The organism is Aliiglaciecola sp. M165 (genome assembly GCF_007197995.1).
Lineage (GTDB): Bacteria > Pseudomonadota > Gammaproteobacteria > Enterobacterales > Alteromonadaceae > Aliiglaciecola.
The window spans coordinates 142,105-159,729 of record NZ_VKKH01000003.1; the positions used below are offsets into that span (position 1 = coordinate 142,105).

A 17,625-nucleotide genomic window follows, 5' to 3' on the forward strand; every position below is an offset into this window, starting at 1 on the left:
GTGTCGATATATAATTCACAAGTCTTGTTACGGAAATCTGGGTGTCGCGATGAATGGGATTGAATTTAAGTTAGACCAAACACAAGTGTTTCTTGACGTCGTTATTAAGCCCGCTGACATTATGGGCAATTTTGACGTTAAAGCGCTGCGTAAAGCTTTCGATAAAAGTCCATACAAAGACTTTTATTTGTCCGAAGACAATTTGCTCAATGCGTTCAACGCCTATAAGACAGCCTCAAAAGATGGCAATAATGAACCTATCGTCGAAACCGTAGCGGAAAAAAAAGACGCTGTAGTAAAGTTTCGGATTGAAGACAATGACATGATAGGTTCGCTCAGCATTACAACGACTTATGGTGGGCACTCCCCTTCGCCAAAAGAACTTCTTCAACAAGCTAAAGAAAAAGGCATTGTCCGCGGATTAAGTAAAAAACGCCTTAGAGCAATGGCTATTCAAGCGAAAAAAGCCAAACCTGGAGTTGTAATTGAGGATATAGTTGCCAAAGGATTGCCTGTTAAAAATGGTCGCGACTCCAAGTTAAAGCCTCTTGTACCAAATGCGTTAGAGCGCATACTTCGCCCACAAACTTCTGGGTCTAGCAGAGTAGACATGCGTAATTTGGGCGATGTCATTTGCGTAAAAGCTGAAACAGAAATTCTCAAACGAAATCCACCAACCAATGGACGACACGGCTTTACCGTGACTGGCTCGAAATTAGAGCGAAAGCCTGGTAAATGGATTAAATTCCGACCAGGCGATGGCACCAAGGTAAGTGACAAAGACGAAAATATTTATCTTGCAGCAATTACCGGAATGCCTAAATTTCAAAATGACAAAATGTGGGTTGACGATACTTTCATTTGCAAAGGTGTGAACGTTGGCACAGGGAACATCAAGTATGACGGTGCAGTGCTTGTTAATGGTGATGTGACTGAAAAAATGGAGATCCACGCCAGCGGAGACGTTACTGTTAATGGTTTTGTTGAATCTGCTACCATTATTGCCGGTGGAGATATCATCATCACTGAAGGCGCTATGGGTAAAGTGAATGAGAATAGCACTGAATTTAGCACAAAACTCGTTTCAGATGGCAGTGTCCACGTCCAACACGGTCAAGGACTAAACATTCAATGCAAAAGTAATGTCACCATAGGTAGGCAGCTTGCATACAGCAAAATTGTGTGTGGTGGCAGCGTGACAGTGGGGCCCATTGACAAACCCAATGGAAATTTATTTGCATGCGACATTCAATGCAATGCGGCGGTGACGGCTGGCACGCTTGGGGCCGTTTCCGGTAGTCACTTAAATGTAGATTTCAGCCCAGGATTTAATACTCTCCTAGAGAGAAAAGATACGGTTGATGAATTGCTACAGCAAATAAAAGACAACAAATCCAGGCATCAAGACAAATTCGACATCATCCGTAGTAAAAGGATACATCCTGAATTGAAAAAGAAGCTCGAAGAAGCTGAAGAATTGTTTAGAGGTGAGATTCAACTACTAGAATGGCTTGAAATGAAAGTCGAAAAAATGAGACTCCTCAAAGAGTCCTATCAACAAGATATACAACTCATTGCTAACAAACGTCTGTATGCGGGTGTCGTTGTAAAATTAAATAATCGCACATGGCGAGCTGAACGAGAATATGGCAAGGCAAAGGTGCATTACGAAGGGCATCAATGGAATTACGATCCATTAATGTAAGGCTGTATAGCCAACGTTTGGATTGCCAAAGTGCACTGCCCTGGCCAATTAGTTTGATGGTCTGGCCGATTAGTAGTGAAACATGTAGACTGCCTTCTCAATTACATGGATTAAAGAGAACATACTATGAGTACCAGCATCTACGATTTTGAAATGCCTCTTAATAATGGCCAAACAAAATCGCTTGCAGACTATAAAGACAAAGTTATTCTTATCGTAAATACTGCGAGTAAATGCGGATTTACCCCACAGTACACAGGTCTTCAAAGTGTCTATGATGAATATAAAGACAAAGGGCTTGTTGTGTTGGGATTTCCCTGTGACCAATTTGGACACCAGGAACCAGGGGATGATGGAGAGATTGAGCAATTTTGCTCGTTGAACTTCAATGTTGATTTTCCATTGTTTAAAAAGTCTGAAGTAAACGGCAAGAACGCCTCGCCTTTATATAACTTTCTAAAAGATCAGGCTCCGGGATTACTCGGAAGTAAAAGCATCAAGTGGAACTTCACTAAATTTCTTATTGCTCGTGATGGCACGGTAGTGGGAAGGTATGCACCGAATACCAAGCCCGAAGACATGGCAAAAGACATCGAAAAACAACTTTAACAAATTCGCTCAAACCTAGTGAGAACAAGCCATTGAAAACGCTGTGTTTTAGCAGCAAGAAACATGACCGAGAATATTTTTCTCGGACAAATGAGGCGTTAGGCCTGCAAATAGATTTTCAAGAAGCACGCCTAACCCTCGAAACAGTGCCTTTGTGCAAAGGATACGATTGTGTCTGTGTGTTTGTTAATGATCAACTCAACTCCAGCGTATTAGATAAACTGAAAAATTACGGAGTTAGGCATATTGCGCTACGTTGCGCAGGCTTTAATAATGTCAATCTGGAGCACTGCAAGGCGCTTGGCATTAGCGTTTCCAGGGTACCTGCCTATTCACCCGAGGCGGTTGCTGAGCACACTATAGCGCTTATGATGACGCTTAATAGGAAAACTCACAAATCCTTTAATCGAGTCCGCGAGAATAATTTTAGTTTAGACGGGCTGGTTGGGTTTAATTTTCATGGTAAGACTGTTGGGGTCGTAGGTAGCGGAAAAATTGGTCGATGCGTGATCAACATTTTACATGGAATGGGTTGTAACATTTTTGTCACCGACCCCTACCCTGACGCTTCGATTTCGCAACTGCACAATGTGGATTACACCAGTATCGAAAACCTGCTCGAAAGGTCAGATATTATTACATTACACTGCCCTTTAACTTCCGAAAGCCAGCACTTAGTCAACGAACAAAGTATTGCGAAAATGAAGGACAATGTCATGTTGATCAACACATCTCGTGGAGGTCTAATCGATTCGAAGGCTGTCATTGAAGGGTTGAAAAAACGAAAAATTGGTTACTTAGGATTGGATGTATATGAGATGGAATCCGAACTGTTCTTTGAAGATAAATCATGGGAAATCATGCAAGATGAAGTTTTTGACCGCCTGGTTGGTTTTCCTAATGTATTAATTACCGGGCATCAGGGATTCTTTACCCACGAAGCTTTGCAGCAGATTGCGCTTACCACATTACAAAATATTAAAATGTTTAACGACGGTAAAAAATCAGAAGACACCTTTTTAGTTTAACCTCGGATTATTCTTGGCGATTTTTTCTTAAAATCACATGAAAATATTTACCTAGCCACTTGTAGGGTGATTGCGTTCCATATTCAATCTCCATTTTTTTCAGAACATTATATTCTTCAATTTGCTTGTCGCGATCGTACAGATAATCATGAAAGCACCTTAACCCTGCAGTATGTAAAACTGTGACATCCAGTGTTTCGATGAAGGTCAATATTTGGTTTGGACTTAGTGCATTTTTGGGATTTAACCGCACAGTATTTTTCTGTGGCATACCGGCCATCACGTAGTCGAAGTTTCCGTAAAGTAAATTTCCAAATCGATGTGCATCTTGATTGAAAAAACTCAAGGATAGATGACCACCTGGTTTCAGCAATGACAATAGTTTAACGATGGCTGCGTGTGGGTCGACCAGCCACTCCAAAACCGCATGACACAGCACAATATCGAAGCGGTTTTGCATGGATAATTCGCTTAAACTACCGGATAAAAAGTGCACATTATTAAAATCGGATAATTGGCCCTTCGCGAAGCCAAGGGCATCATTTGATATATCGTTAAATGTTACTTGATGACCATAACGGGCAAATTCTGCAGACATGATCCCCGTACCGGCACCAACATCAATCACCTGCAACGATTTATCAAGCGTAGGCTGTGCGTAATTGATATGATACTTTAGGTGGTGCACGAGTAGTTCATGCCTCAATCTACCTTTGGTAGAACCATAGATATTTTGCGCAAACTTTTCAATTATCGCGTCAAAGCTGTGATCGGAAGGTTCTGTCATTGTTGTATAACCAAAACGAGTAATGGAGTGTTTATAAAGTGGATTTTTTTCTATTAAAAAAGTTTATAGGCGTTTTTGTCATGCCAATTCCTATAATACTTGTTTTAATGATCGTCGGGTTGTTTTTTTTATTTAGACAAAATTATGTGAAAGCGAAATGGTCAATATCGTTTGCAACTTTAGGACTCGTCGTCGTGTCATTTTCCCCGTTACCTAACCATCTTCTCTATTCACTGGAACGTGAGTACCCCCAGTATGATTTATCCAAGCCTGTCGACTATATCGTAGTATTGGGCTGTCAGCATGTAAATGACAGAGCGCTGCCGATTACCTCGCAGCTTTCTCCCTGCTCCTCCGTGCGCGCTGCAGAAGCCATACGTATTTTGCAATTCAACCCACAAGCCAAAATCATCACCTCGGGGCATGTTGGAAACCAAACTTTCAGCAATGCCCACATGACTAAACAATTCATTACTGCAATGGGCGTTGACTCAAACCGAATAATTGCTGTTGAGTTATCCAGAGATACTGGTGAAGAAGCTCAAAATCTGCGCAAAATGTTAAATGGAAAACCCTTCGCATTAGTGACTCAGGCAACCCATATGAAACGCGCAGTGTTTTTATTCGAGCAAGCGGGGTTATCCCCCATCGCAGCGCCCACCCATCATTTTGTGAGAGAATCAGATAACCCAACATTAGGAGCTTTTTTTCCAGATTCGCAAAACATTAAAAAGTTCGAACGTTGGTGGTACGAATGGTTAGGCAATACCTATGTTTGGATCACGTCGCTGTTCGCCTAATTCTTTTGAACCTGTCTGATGAAAAATTATGCTGGGTTATCGATATCAATAAATTCTGCATCACAATTAAATTGCTCTTGCAAATGGTCGGCTATGGCTTTCGCACCATAGCGCTCTGTTGCATGATGCCCGGCAGCGATAAAATGAATACCCATTTCTCTGGCAGTATGCACCGTTTGTTCAGAAATTTCGCCGCTAACAAAAGCATCTATATTCTTTTCTGCTGCTTGCTCAATATACCCTTGCCCTCCGCCTGTGCACCAGGCAATAGTGCGTATTTGATGACCGCCCCCATCAACTAAAAGAGGTTTTCTGCCAAGTAGCTTTTCAACTTTGTTGGTAAAATCTTCTGCGCTAGTTGGGTATTGAGTCTCCCCTCGCATAACAACACACTGTTTGTCACGAGGATCAATTACCCTGCAATCTTGAATACTTAACAATTTACCAAGTTGAGCGTTATTGCCAAATTGAGGATGAATGTCCAAAGGAAGATGGTAAGCATACAAATTTATATCGTTGTCTAATAGTGCTTTGATTCTTTTGCGCTTCATCCCTTGAATACAGTCATTCTCACCTTTCCAAAAAAAACCATGATGAACAAAAATTGCATCGGCCTTATGTAAAATCGCCTGATCAATTAAGGCTTGTGAAGCAGTTACGCCGCAGACTATTTTTGAGACGTGCTCTTTGCCTTCAACTTGTAATCCATTAGGGCAATAATCACGTACATTTTGTGGTTGTAGTAATTGATTTAAATAGTCTAGCAACGTTTTATTACTTAAGGTCATCAAGGGTTCCATTTACATTTTTAACACAGTCTCGCTACATAAAATGCGAAATTAGACTTTATTTGCAAAACAAGGTATAAAAGCTGGCTACGAAATTCAAATACAATTAACTAGAAAAGGGTTTAATCACGCAATGAGTAAACTGGATAAAGAACAAGTCGTTGAAAATTTTGTACAAGCTTACACAGCCGCTAATGGAAAAGCACCCGAAATCGAAGCCAAAGGTGGTTGGTATAGTGTAGATGGCGGAAAAAACGTTCGTTTAGCGGCTTTGGAAGAAATGACCCAAGAACTTTCAGGTTCTGCGGCGCCAGCCAAAGTTGAAAAAGCTGCAGAAAAAACTGAAAAACCAGCGAAAGCAGCTAAAGCGACGAAAAAACCTGCAGCCAAAAAAGCTACAAAGAAAAAAGCGGATTCAGGATTCTCAGTTAAAGCTTATTGGGCGGAGCAGATCCTTGAACGCAACCCTGGTTCTAGATTACCAAGATAGGGTTTAGTTTGACTAAATATTTATAAAAACGGCTTATTGGCCGTTTTTTTATTTCTAAAACGAGGAATAAAATGTATTTACGAAATACAAAAATCGCACTATTTATGCTTACCTCTCTGGGGTTAAGCGCCTGCGGAAATAGTCAATCTCCAGCATTGACTGAAGAGCCTGCACTAACAGCCGAAGATGCTAAAAAGTTTATCGATGATGCACAAGCTGAACTTGCTGCGCTACAGCTGCCCGCAGCGCAAGCTGAGTGGGCATATCAGACTTACATCAATCAAGATACAGCGGCTGTTACTGCCCATTTGTCTGGGAAACTAACGGCTCGGGCGTCTGAATTGGCGAAAGAGTCCGCCAAATTTAATAACGTAGAGGTCGATCCAGATACCCGTAGAAAACTGAACTTGATGCGAAACGGTCTAGTAATGCCAGCACCAGCTGACGAGGCCAAGGCCGCTCGTTTGTCGCAATTAGGATCAGAGTTAGGCGGTATGTATGGCAGTGGTAAGTATTGCCGCTCAGAAGACGAATGTTTCCGATTGACAGAAATGGCTAACATCATGGCTACTGAACGCGACCATGAATTATTGTTAGAAATGTGGGAAGGCTGGCGACAAGTATCTCCGCCAATGAAAGAATTATTCGCTGAACAAGCTGAACTTGCAAATGAAGGCGCAAAGGAACTGGGACTAGCAGATGTGAGTGAATTGTGGCGCGGCAGCTACGATATGCCAGCCGACGCGTTTGCAGCAGAGCTAGATCGCCTTTGGGGACAAGTGCAACCATTTTATGAAGCATTACATTGCCATGTTCGTGCTGAGCTTGGCGAACAATATGGTGAGGATGTGGTATCGCAAGATAAACCAATCCCTGCCCATTTGCTGGGTAACATGTGGGGACAAACATGGGGCAACATATACGACATTGTCAAACCGGAAGAAAAATTAGATGTCATAGATGTTACGGCCGCGTTGGCTCAGCATGACTACGATGAAGTGAAAATGGTTAAACAGGCAGAGTCATTTTTCTCATCACTTGGATTCGAACCTTTGCCTGAAACTTTCTGGCAACGCTCTCAATTTAGCCAGCCAGCCGATCGTGATGTCGTATGTCATGCTTCTGCATGGAATATTGACAGTAAAGATGATCTTCGGATCAAGATGTGTATTCAAAAAACCGGTGAAGAGTTTGCCGTAATTCACCATGAATTGGGACACAATTATTACCAACGTGCCTATAATCACCTACCGCTATTGTACCAAGGTTCAGCTAACGATGGTTTCCATGAAGCTATTGGCGACACTATTGCCCTTTCAATTACACCCAAATACCTAAAACAAATTGGTTTGGTAGATCAAGTACCAGATGCATCCAACGATATTGGCATGTTATTAAAACTCGCCCTGGATAAAATCGCTTTTGTACCCTTTGGTTTGCTTGTCGATCAGTGGAGATGGAAAGTGCTCTCTGGTGAAGTCACACCAGAACAATACAATACGGCGTGGTGGGAGCTTAGAGAAAAGTATCAAGGTTTGATGGCACCAGTCGAGCGCCCAGCAGATGCATTTGACCCAGGAGCCAAGTATCATGTGCCGGCTAATACGCCCTACACAAGGTATTTCCTCGCTCATATTTTGCAGTTCCAGTTCCACAAATCTTTGTGTGAAATCGCTGGTGACGAGGGTCCAGTGCATCGATGTTCAATTTATGGCAGTGCTGAAGCGGGTAAGGCATTGAATGACATGCTTGAATTAGGTCAGAGTAAAACCTGGCAAGAAGCGTTACAAACCTTAACAGGCAAAGATCAAATGGACGCGACGGCCATTTTAGATTACTTTGCACCGCTAAAAGGTTGGTTGGACGAGCAAAATAAAGATCGTCAATGTGGCTGGTAATTCGATGAACCTTGGCAATCAAAAAGAGCGACATTAGTCGCTCTTTTTAATAGTTACACAGTATATCTTACTGGGCATTACCTAAATAGGCTCTGCCCTTTTGTCCATAGCTTTACAAAGGCTGACTCTAAGCCCGCTGACGCAGCCATTCCCAGTCTTTCGGGCAAAGGTTTCTTTTTAGTATATTTCACTGAATAAATTTTATGAGAATCAAGTTTACCTAAAAGAAAGTCATCTGATGTTTGGATGGTATCAACCAGTCCCAATTCCGCGGCTTTGCTGCCGTACCAATATTCACCCGTCGCGACCTTATCGATATTAATGTTATCGCGATGTTCAGAAACGAAATCTTTAAACATTACATGCACTTCTTCTAATTCTTGTCTAAATTTGTCACGACCTTGATCGGTATTTTCGCCAAACATAGTCAACGTGCGTTTAAAGTCACCTGCAGTGTGTTGTTCAAATTCTATATTATTCTTTTTAAGCAATTTGTTGAAATTAGGAAGTTGAGCAATGACGCCTATTGAACCAATAATTGCAAATTTTGCGCTCAGAACCGTGTCGGCCACACATGCCATCATGTATCCGCCACTTGCGGCGACTTTATCCACCGCTGCAGTAAGGTGTATTCCATTGTCTTTGAGTCGCTGTAGTTGAGAAGCAGCCAACCCATATCCATGGACGACACCGCCACCACTTTCTAATCGAACAAGCACCTCATCTTTATCCTGTACACTACAAATAACAGCGGTCACTTCTTCTCGCAGGTTATCAACTTCGTGGGCATCCATTGATCCTTTAAAGTCAATGACAAACAAGTTTGGCTTGTCCTCATTCTCGTCATTTGATTTGTTTTTCTTTTTTTCTTTATCCGCTTTTTTCTTATCTTTCTCGCGTTTTTTAAGTTGTTCCTTTGAAAGCAACAATTGTTGTGCATTTTGCTTTAAGTCATCTATTTGCTCAGACAATGACTTAATTTCTAAATTACCTGCCCCCTGCTTTTGTTTGGAGGCCAAAGCGATAACCCCTCCTACAACTAGCAAAATCGCAACGACTATGGTAATTGCTTTAGCGACAAACAAACCATACTGAAATAAAAAATCCAAATTAACACTCCATTTTTAAATTACCCCAATAATGTGGGGACATTTTTATTGTTTTAAACTCGAAGTTAAAGGCAAAAAAAAGGCCAAGTCAATGACTTGGCCTATAAAGCTCGACTAATCGATCAGTTAGCAACCACAGAAGTATCAGTAATCACAATTGTGCCTTGTGTTGCTAAAAACGCAGCTGCCTGTCTTTGCATCTCTGTTGTAACCGCCGCACTTGGTGAGGGGTTAAGCAACGAAGAGTGAACACCAGCAATGAAACGCACCAAGCCATTACCTGGCGCGGTACTTGACACGCCTTGCAAACCTGCGAACGCTGCCAAAGGTTCTGTTCCAGCAAATGTGGGAGAGCGAGTTGTACTATTTGGGATCACCTGATCTGGCAAAGCAGTACTGCCATCATCATTTAAACCACCGCCCACAATTTCTTGAAACATGAACGAGGAATTGCTACTTAGCAATGCAGCATAGTTATTCGGATCAGCAGCATCAGTAATGGTTTGCGCGGCAAATACGAAGCTGGCAAAAGTTGCATTGACTTCAGCTAGTTGAGCCGCACTGAGTTGCGCTTCAAATGCATCGAACGCAGGCGCTAAAGCTTGTTCAACTGGGATGCCATTTTGCGCAGCAAATGCACCAAGAAATTGTTGAAAGTCAGTACTAGAAGCAGCTAACAATGAACCCTTAATCAAGCTTCCAAAGCTAGGAGACTCAATCAGGAATCCAGCAATACCGCCACCAGGGACACTAAAGACTGCTGATTCAAACGCATACATTCCATCAAATGCAGCCAGAGGGTTGCCTTCACCAAAGGATTGATTAGACATCGATACCGTGCCTATGCCAGAAATCGACCCTAAGCTTTGCCCAATGAAAGAAACTTTACCCACATCCAAATCAACAGTTCCACCTGTGGTGTCCACAACTGCGTTGAGTGCTAATCTCAATCCCATAGTATCCACAATGCTTTGACGATTGTTGTCTCGAGTTGTCAATAACGATGCCAGGTTCATGTAGTCCGTTGTTGAACCACCAAAACCTCTTGACGTATTAACCGTTCGGCCGTCAACTTCAAATCCACGGCTGCCGTGCAGCGGATGATCAATGGCTACTGTTGCATAACCTGCCACAGATAACGCGCCAGTAATTGCAAGGAAGTCTTCTTTTTTAGACGTGATACCGTGCTGTAAGATCACAACAGGCCACCCTGACTCTGGCTTGGTCACTGGTGCAACAGTTGAACCAGGTAATGCTGCCAACACTGCGATAACAGACTCGTCAGGAACAGTAATTTGCACATCGAGTGTTTCTGTTCCATCTTCATTACGACCCTGGCGCGCAGGGATTGGACTGTAACGGGTAACGTGACGCAAATCATTGATACCAAGGTTCGTTAAATCCAAATCTAGCAACTGCCCACCTGAAGCTGCCTGACAAAGCGCATTATTCGGGCCAGCCGTAATAGTTCCATTGGCTAACAATGCGCCAATCTGTTCAGCACCAATTGTTTGCAAAGCTAGGCCATTTGTACAAGCCGCTGTCCAACGACCGTTGAGCGGATCTGCAGCACTAGAATAATAGGGTAAATCTACGGTTCCAGCCTTCATTGAAGCTGCGCAGAATGCACCAACAGAAGGAAACACACCAGCAGCCGTTGAGAACAATGGCGAAGCAGGGTTAGTCACGGCTGCAATTAAACCACTACAGGTATTTAACCCAACCGCTGTAAGTTGAGCGAGCTGGTCGGCAGGGATAAGCACCGACGCTAAGACATCAAATGCATTGTCAACTGGCGCTTCAGTAACCGGCATAACTGGCAAGAAAGCCGCCGCTTGCTGAGGTGTCTGACCTGCTTGTAAGGCTTGTGCAAATCCGGCAATTTGTAACTGCTTAGCCGTATTTACTATTTGCGTTGTCGATTGGGTTGTGAACGTGAATGTAAAAATAATTGAATCAGGATTTACCCCTGCTTGACCGGTCAATACTGCTTCATAAGAATTAATAATGCCCTGAAGTCCACGTTGTGACTCTGTAGCCAAGGGTAAAGTATTAATGTCCTGACTCACGAGCTCGTAGGTTGTAGAGGGTTGAAGCGCTTGACCCCCTGCGGTTAATCCGGTGGTTGCAACAACGTAGTAAGAGGTAGATTCTTTGAACGGTTTAAGGGGAACGATAACAACATCGTTTCCATTGGCTTGGGTAATAAAATCCACACCGAAGGTAAGCTCTTCGCCTACTTTACACCCTGTGATCGGGGGCGCTGTTGTGCAGTCCGGATCATTTAAGTCACCACCTATTGCACCTTCAAAAATTCGTACTGCACCCGGTGCAGCAGCAGACGACGCATCTAAGGATACACCGGCGGGATGGCTAGTAGAAAAGAAAAAAGGATGTTGTGTCGACCAACCATCCAGGGCACCGAGTGCAGCGGAAGGATTACCAAAATCAGGCGTTCCACCGTTAGCCTGCCCTGCGACTTCGTCGGGCAACTCTAACGTGCCGTCATCTGTTTGTTCTACCAATGCGAAAAACAAATCATTAGGAACGTTGAGTACACTGTTGGTAGGATCAAACATAATTCTTGAAGCCGGCACCGTGCTCGGTGTCTCAGCCTGAATTTGTTTAAGTTCATCTCCACCACCGCAACCAGCGAGCACAAACACTGCAGCGATACTTGTGCTGATTAACAGTTTTTTCATTATTTCTCCCACAATACGGTTAATTCTTAGTAACTTAGAGAAAAAGCTCACAATTTAATCAAAGTTAGTTTAAAGCTTCAACAAATCGCTTTCTCAACAAGTATGACCAGTTATCATTCCACCCATAGTATTGACTTTGTTACCTATTTGCAAAGGTTTGTTAAGTATTTGTTAGCTGTTTCTCATAAAGAAATGGATACCTCAGAATGCATGCTAATGATAAGATCCCTCTCCCTTAGTTTAACGCAACTTTAGCAATGCTCAATTTTTCACCACAAGCAAACTCTTTAAAAAATAAAATCATCTTAGTTACTGGTGCTGGGGACGGTATCGGACGCGCAGTATCCCTATCTTATGCGAGCTTTGGTGCGACGGTTATTTTGTTAGGTCGTACGGTCAAAAAGCTCGAAAAAGTCTACGATGAAATCGTCGAAAAAGGATATCCAGAGCCTGCTATCGTACCTTTGGATTTAAAAGGCGCCACAAAAAAGCACTACCAAGACATGGCGTCAACAATAGAAAACCAATTTGGTCGATTGGATGGTGTTCTGCACAATGCCAGTATATTGGGTCATTTGGAACCGTTTCATCAGATTAGCGAAGATATGTATGACGAAGTCATGCAGGTCAATGTAAAAAGTCAGTTTTTGATGACGCAAGCGTTATTAGATGTTTTGCAACTCGCACCTAATGGATCTGTGGTTTTTACCTCATCTTCGGTAGGCAATAAAGGCAGAGCATTTTGGGGCAGCTACTCGATCTCAAAATTCGCGACCGAAGGTATGATGCAAGTATTGGCAGATGAGTATGCAAACTCCTCATTAAGATTTAATTGTATTAACCCTGGCGGTACACGCACCACAATGCGAGCAAAAGCATTTCCAGGCGAAGACCCAAAAACGCTGAAAACACCAGAGCAGATCATGCCACTGTATCTATATTTAATGAGTGATGACAGCAGCGACAAAACCGGCAACACCTTCGTTGCACAACCGAAATAAATAGCCAGCAAACAAAAAAGCGCCAATCAGTTAAATTACAACCGATTGGCGCTGGTTAATAAGCATCGAAGTTTTACCTTGGTCCAACGAAACGTTTGTTTTGGAAACCTGTCAGTTAGCCACCCATTTTTGCCCAAGTGTCACGTAAACCAACTGTTCGATTAAATACAAGCCGTTCTTCACTACTGTCTTTATCTTGGCAAAAGTAGCCTGTGCGCTCAAATTGGACCGCTACCCCTTGCTCTGCATTTTTTAAGCTTGGCTCAACCCAACCTTGTTTGGTTACCAAGGATTCAGGGTTAATGGCTGCAGCGAAGTTTTCTTCAGCGGCAGGGTTTGGCACGTTGAATAAGCGATCATATAAACGAATTTCAGCAGGTACAGCATGGATAGCACTCACCCAGTGGATAACCCCTTTTATTTTGCGGCCATCGGCGGGATCTTTACCTAGCGTATCGCCATCATAGTGACAAAAAATTGTAGTGACTTTACCGTCAGCATCTTTTTCAACTTTATCGGCTCTGATCACATATGCGTTTCGCAAACGCACTTCTTTGCCCAATACCAATCGCTTAAATTTTTTATTCGCCTCTTCACGGAAGTCTTCCGCTTCAATATATAGCTCTCTTGAAAAAGGTACTTCGCGTGTCCCTCGACCTTCATCATTAGGGTGATTGGCCGCGTTTAACATTTCGCTACTATCCTGTGGGTAATTTTCAATCACCACTTTCACCGGATCCAGGACAGCCATTGCGCGATTCGCGTTTTCATTTAAATCATCACGAATACAGGCTTCTAACATACCCATTTCGACCATGTTATCCATCTTAGTCACACCGATGCGTTTACAAAACTCGCGAACTGAAGCTGGCGTGTAGCCGCGACGTCGCAGTCCTGCAATGGTCGGCATTCTGGGATCGTCCCAACCGCTGACAAATTTTTCTTCAACCAACTGGATCAACTTTCGCTTACTCAAAACAGTAAATTCAAGATTCAGTCTGGAGAATTCGTATTGACGGGGTTGCGTAGGAATACTGATATTCTCGATGACCCAATCATATAATCGTCTGTTGTCCTGGAATTCGAGTGTGCATAATGAATGAGTGATCCCTTCAATCGCATCTGAAATGCAATGGGTGAAATCATACATCGGGTAAACACACCATTTGTCACCGGTTTGATGATGGTGAGCAAACTTCACTCTATAAATGACGGGATCGCGCATGCACATAAATGCAGACGACATATCGATTTTAGCGCGCAACACACAATGACCTTCAGCGTATTCCCCGGCGGTCATTTTGCTAAACTCAGCTAAGTTTGTTTCAATAGACGTTTCGCGGAATCGGCTGTTCTTGCCGTGCTCTTTTAGCGTTCCGCGCATTTCACGCATGGCTTCCTGGCTCGAAAAATCCACATAGGCTAGACCTTTCTCAATCAGTTCCACCGCATATCCATGCAGTTGATCAAAGTATCCTGAAGAATAACGCTCCTCTCCATTCCATTCGAAACCTAGCCAGTGCACGTCATCTTTGATCGAATTGACAAAATCGATATCTTCTTTGTCAGGATTGGTGTCATCAAAACGTAAATTACAGCTTCCTTTGTAATCCTGAGCAATTCCAAAGTTTAAACATATGGATTTGGCATGCCCAATATGAAGGTAACCATTTGGCTCTGGGGGAAAACGAGTACAAACTGTTGAATGCAATCCAGATTGCAAATCTTTATCGATAATTTGACGTATAAAATTGGTCGGACGAATGTCTGTCTCGGCCATTGAGTGTTCCCCTGTAAATCGAATGCTGAAAAAAGAACGCAGTATAGCACTTTGATAAAAAGGCAAAACGCTTTTTAAAAAAATTAACTACCCATGCGAAGTTGTTCATGTATGGGCAAAACCAAGAATATAAAGCGTTTAGCCGCAAATACGTCACCATGACGTTGTTGATATGACAAAATAAATACAAGATTTCAGGTCAGACCTGGTGTATAAACGTTAGTTATTATGAATTATTTTCAAATTGGTGATGGTTCATCCTGACTAATGAGTTTTGAAAGTAGAATGGTATGAAAGCAAAAGCGACCTCCTTTGATATAGCCCATTTAGCCGGCGTTTCTCAGTCCACGGTGTCTCGAGCATTGAGAGACAGCCCGTTGGTTAATCAGGAAACCCGGGACAAAGTTAAAGCCATAGCGAAAGAATTAAATTACAAAGTCGATAAAAACGCCAGTAACCTTCGGCAACAGCAGAGCCGCACAATTGCGCTACTGCTTTTTGAAGATCCCACCACCGATGATTCGTTGATCAATCCATTTTTCCTATCCATGTTAGGCAGCATTACCAAAGCCAGTGCTCAAGCAGGATATGATCTGCTCATTTCGTTCCAAAACATGAGTGATGATTGGCATGCAGATTTTGAAGACACAAACAAAGCCGATGGGATCATTTTGTTGGGTTATGGTGATTTTGTCGATTATCGAGATAAATTGACCCAACTTGAAGAGCAAGAAACCCATTTTGTTCGCTGGGGAGCGGAAGATAAAGACCACCCTGGAGTCTCTATTGGATGTGACAATTATCAAGGCGGATTCGATATTACCGAACATCTCATTAAGTTAGGTAAAAAGCATTTTGCATTTATAGGCGGTGCAGACAATCATGCCCCCGAGTTTCACGCTCGTTACCTGGGACATTGCGATGCGATTCACAAGCACAATTTGTCTGTCGATTCTGCTAACCAAATTGAAGCGATATCGACAGAAGAATCGGGTTATCAGGCGGCCGTCAGTTTAATGCGTCAAAAAACAAATGTTGACGCTATATTCTGTGCCAGCGATTTGATCGCAATTGGTGTCATGCAGGCCTTTCAAGACAAAGGATTGAATGTGCCAAATGATGTTGCAGTGGTAGGTTACGACAATATTCCCGTTGCACGTTTTACCAACCCAGCACTGACTACTGTGGCCCAAAATACTAGCCTTGCAGGTCAGTTGTTGGTCAACAGCTTGTTAAAATTGATTAATGGCGAAGAGGTTGCCCCTCAGTTGATGGCGGTGGATGTTGTTGTCAGAAAATCTTGCGGTAGCGATTAATAGTAGCTTCACGCCCAAGACAATTAACTTCGTAAATGAATAAAAAAGCCGAGCGTATGCTCGGCTCTTTACATTCATTAGGACACGGCTTCTAAATCTGTAACCTGTTCGTGTTCCTGCACAAAATAGACCGCCAAACCACCTAATAACATCGATATACCTGCCATTATTAGAATGTAGATAGCATGATTATCAAATACATAACTGACAATAAAGCCTGATAGCAGGCCTGATACAATTTGCGGCATCGCGATAGTGAAGTTAAAAATTCCCATGTAGACTCCGGTCTTATCAGCTGGCAATGCACCGGCTAACATTGCATATGGCATTGCCAAAATCGCCGCCCAGGCTATCCCTACACCAATCATGGGGATCATCAGATTTACCGCACCTGCTGGCACTGTGACCTGAGTGATATATAGATTGACCACCGTTGCTTCTGGATTTTGAAAAAACATAAAACTGATATAACTTAACCCACCCAGTAACAGCGAACTGGAGTATATAAATTTGCGACCAAATTTGTCTGCCAATTTTGCCAAGACGATAGAAAATAGCGCTGCAAACAAAGAATACGCCGCAAACATAATCCCAACCCAATCTCCAGCAGCACCTTTGGCAATAAGTATATCTGCAGGAACTTCTGACAAAGAAGACAAAAAGTCCTGATCAAACCATTTGGGTTCTACTCCCCAGATATGCTGGGTAATAGCTGGCGTCGTGTAGACCCACATAATAAACAATGAAAACCACGAGAAAAACTGCACAACTGCGAGTTGGCGCATGGTCTTGGGCATACTCGCCACTAACTTAAAAAACTCACTTAGTTTTTCGCCTAGACTGCGTTTGACTTGTTGTTCTTTGAGCATCTGCGCAGCATCCAGTCCCTTATACGCATAATAATCTTCCGGTGCATATTCTTTTGTGCGGATCACTGTCCAAATAACAGAACCAAGTAAAACTGAAGCACCTATATAAAATGCCCAAGTAACAGAAGGCGCAACTTCACCTACTTTTGCGGTATTTTCTAAGCCCACCACGTTAGTTAAAACAAAAGGAAGAATCGAACCGACAACGGCACCGATGTTGATCAATAAAGATTGAATTGAATAGCCTTTGTTGCGCTGCTCTGGAGGCACCATATCGGACACCAACGAGCGAAAAGGTTGAAAACACACATTAAATGACGCGTCCATGATTGCCAACATCATTGCACCAAAAAACATAGGTGCCATGATTGCCACGAACAAAGGCGCGTTGGGCATCAAATACATTCCCAATGCAGCGGCAAAAGCCCCAGCCAAAATATAAGGTTTGCGACGCCCTACTCTGTTCCAGGTGCGATCTGAAGCGGCACCAACAATCGGTTGAACAAGTAGCCCCATGATAGGCGCGACGAGCCAAAACAATGATAATGAATGCAAATCAGCACCCAGATCAGACAAGATCCTACTAATATTGGCATTTTGTAAAGCGAAGCCAAATTGGACGCCCAAGAAGCCAAAACTGACATTCCATATTTGCCAGAAACTTAACTGTGGTTGTGTTTTTTGCATTATACCTACTCTTATTTTCGTTCGCTTTTAAAGCGACTATGTCCCGCGATAACTTC

At 42.9% G+C, this 17,625-nt stretch carries 14 protein-coding genes; 8 read left to right on the plus strand and 6 right to left on the minus strand.

The genetic code is table 11. The annotated features are described in order from the left end of the window. Positions 1-49 precede the first annotated feature (49 nt). The 3 genes from FM019_RS06285 (at position 50) to FM019_RS06295 (ending at position 3,342) form a co-directional block, all read left to right on the plus strand. On the plus strand, positions 50-1,705 hold the full coding sequence (locus FM019_RS06285; RefSeq protein ID WP_143835071.1) for a DUF342 domain-containing protein: 1,656 nt from the start codon (positions 50-52) through the stop codon (positions 1,703-1,705). A 126-nt stretch (positions 1,706-1,831) separates the two neighbouring features. Continuing rightward, positions 1,832-2,314, plus strand: coding sequence for a glutathione peroxidase (locus tag FM019_RS06290; RefSeq protein ID WP_143835072.1), 483 nt, complete (start codon positions 1,832-1,834; stop codon positions 2,312-2,314). Positions 2,315-2,346: 32 nt separating this feature from the next. After that, complete coding sequence (locus FM019_RS06295; RefSeq protein ID WP_143835073.1) at positions 2,347-3,342, plus strand: 2-hydroxyacid dehydrogenase; 996 nt, start codon at positions 2,347-2,349, stop codon at positions 3,340-3,342. 7 nt (positions 3,343-3,349) lie between these two features. On the opposite strand, the gene FM019_RS06300 is transcribed toward FM019_RS06295, so the two are convergent. Continuing rightward, positions 3,350-4,129: a methyltransferase domain-containing protein gene (locus tag FM019_RS06300; RefSeq protein WP_143835074.1), complete on the minus strand. Its 780-nt coding sequence runs from the start codon at positions 4,127-4,129 to the stop codon at positions 3,350-3,352. An 80-nt stretch (positions 4,130-4,209) separates the two neighbouring features. On the opposite strand from FM019_RS06300, the gene FM019_RS06305 reads away from it, so the two are divergent. Continuing rightward, positions 4,210-4,929 carry an ElyC/SanA/YdcF family protein gene (locus FM019_RS06305; RefSeq protein ID WP_143835075.1) on the plus strand — a complete coding sequence of 240 codons (720 nt, stop codon included), beginning with the start codon at positions 4,210-4,212 and terminating at the stop codon, positions 4,927-4,929. Positions 4,930-4,955: 26 nt separating this feature from the next. On the opposite strand, the gene FM019_RS06310 is transcribed toward FM019_RS06305, so the two are convergent. After that, a complete protein-coding gene (locus FM019_RS06310; RefSeq protein ID WP_143835076.1) occupies positions 4,956-5,717 on the minus strand; it encodes a Nif3-like dinuclear metal center hexameric protein in 762 nt (253 codons plus the stop codon). Between the two features lie 133 nt (positions 5,718-5,850). On the opposite strand from FM019_RS06310, the gene FM019_RS06315 reads away from it, so the two are divergent. Then, a complete protein-coding gene (locus FM019_RS06315; protein ID WP_143835077.1) occupies positions 5,851-6,207 on the plus strand; it encodes a hypothetical protein in 357 nt (118 codons plus the stop codon). A 71-nt stretch (positions 6,208-6,278) separates the two neighbouring features. Continuing rightward, the gene (locus FM019_RS06320) at positions 6,279-8,105 is read left to right on the plus strand and encodes a M2 family metallopeptidase (protein ID WP_143835078.1); all 1,827 of its coding nucleotides are present in this window, start codon (positions 6,279-6,281) and stop codon (positions 8,103-8,105) included. Positions 8,106-8,182: 77 nt separating this feature from the next. Here FM019_RS06320 and sohB read toward each other — a convergent pair whose 3' ends face one another. Continuing rightward, a complete protein-coding gene (gene sohB, locus FM019_RS06325; RefSeq protein WP_143835079.1) occupies positions 8,183-9,214 on the minus strand; it encodes a protease SohB in 1,032 nt (343 codons plus the stop codon). A gap of 122 nt (positions 9,215-9,336) precedes the next feature. Next, positions 9,337-11,916 carry a VolA/Pla-1 family phospholipase gene (locus tag FM019_RS06330; RefSeq protein ID WP_143835080.1) on the minus strand — a complete coding sequence of 860 codons (2,580 nt, stop codon included), beginning with the start codon at positions 11,914-11,916 and terminating at the stop codon, positions 9,337-9,339. Between the two features lie 257 nt (positions 11,917-12,173). Here FM019_RS06330 and FM019_RS06335 point away from each other — a divergent pair, with 257 nt between their 5' ends. Beyond that, positions 12,174-12,917, plus strand: coding sequence for a YciK family oxidoreductase (locus FM019_RS06335; protein WP_143835081.1), 744 nt, complete (start codon positions 12,174-12,176; stop codon positions 12,915-12,917). 115 nt (positions 12,918-13,032) lie between these two features. On the opposite strand, the gene glnS is transcribed toward FM019_RS06335, so the two are convergent. Next, the gene (gene glnS, locus FM019_RS06340; RefSeq protein ID WP_143835082.1) at positions 13,033-14,697 is read right to left on the minus strand and encodes a glutamine--tRNA ligase; all 1,665 of its coding nucleotides are present in this window, start codon (positions 14,695-14,697) and stop codon (positions 13,033-13,035) included. Positions 14,698-14,987: 290 nt separating this feature from the next. Between glnS and FM019_RS06345 the strand changes: the two genes are divergently transcribed. Further along, positions 14,988-16,013: a LacI family DNA-binding transcriptional regulator gene (locus FM019_RS06345; RefSeq protein ID WP_143835083.1), complete on the plus strand. Its 1,026-nt coding sequence runs from the start codon at positions 14,988-14,990 to the stop codon at positions 16,011-16,013. A gap of 77 nt (positions 16,014-16,090) precedes the next feature. Here FM019_RS06345 and FM019_RS06350 read toward each other — a convergent pair whose 3' ends face one another. Continuing rightward, complete coding sequence (locus tag FM019_RS06350) at positions 16,091-17,569, minus strand: MFS transporter (protein ID WP_143835084.1); 1,479 nt, start codon at positions 17,567-17,569, stop codon at positions 16,091-16,093. Positions 17,570-17,625 lie beyond the last annotated feature (56 nt).

Excerpts from the sequence above, each read along its gene's own strand:
- glnS (WP_143835082.1), bottom strand. The coding sequence starts at position 14,697 with ATGGCCGAGACAGACATTCGTCCGACCAATTTTATACGTCAAATTATC.
- FM019_RS06345 (WP_143835083.1), top strand. The coding sequence starts at position 14,988 with ATGAAAGCAAAAGCGACCTCCTTTGATATAGCCCATTTAGCCGGCGTT.
- FM019_RS06310 (WP_143835076.1), bottom strand. The coding sequence starts at position 5,717 with ATGACCTTAAGTAATAAAACGTTGCTAGACTATTTAAATCAATTACTA.
- FM019_RS06290 (WP_143835072.1), top strand. The coding sequence starts at position 1,832 with ATGAGTACCAGCATCTACGATTTTGAAATGCCTCTTAATAATGGCCAA.
- FM019_RS06335 (WP_143835081.1), top strand. The coding sequence starts at position 12,174 with ATGCTCAATTTTTCACCACAAGCAAACTCTTTAAAAAATAAAATCATC.
- FM019_RS06350 (WP_143835084.1), bottom strand. The coding sequence starts at position 17,569 with ATGCAAAAAACACAACCACAGTTAAGTTTCTGGCAAATATGGAATGTC.
- FM019_RS06320 (WP_143835078.1), top strand. The coding sequence starts at position 6,279 with ATGTATTTACGAAATACAAAAATCGCACTATTTATGCTTACCTCTCTG.
- FM019_RS06300 (WP_143835074.1), bottom strand. The coding sequence starts at position 4,129 with ATGACAGAACCTTCCGATCACAGCTTTGACGCGATAATTGAAAAGTTT.
- FM019_RS06305 (WP_143835075.1), top strand. The coding sequence starts at position 4,210 with ATGCCAATTCCTATAATACTTGTTTTAATGATCGTCGGGTTGTTTTTT.
- FM019_RS06285 (WP_143835071.1), top strand. The coding sequence starts at position 50 with ATGAATGGGATTGAATTTAAGTTAGACCAAACACAAGTGTTTCTTGAC.
- FM019_RS06330 (WP_143835080.1), bottom strand. The coding sequence starts at position 11,916 with ATGAAAAAACTGTTAATCAGCACAAGTATCGCTGCAGTGTTTGTGCTC.
- FM019_RS06315 (WP_143835077.1), top strand. The coding sequence starts at position 5,851 with ATGAGTAAACTGGATAAAGAACAAGTCGTTGAAAATTTTGTACAAGCT.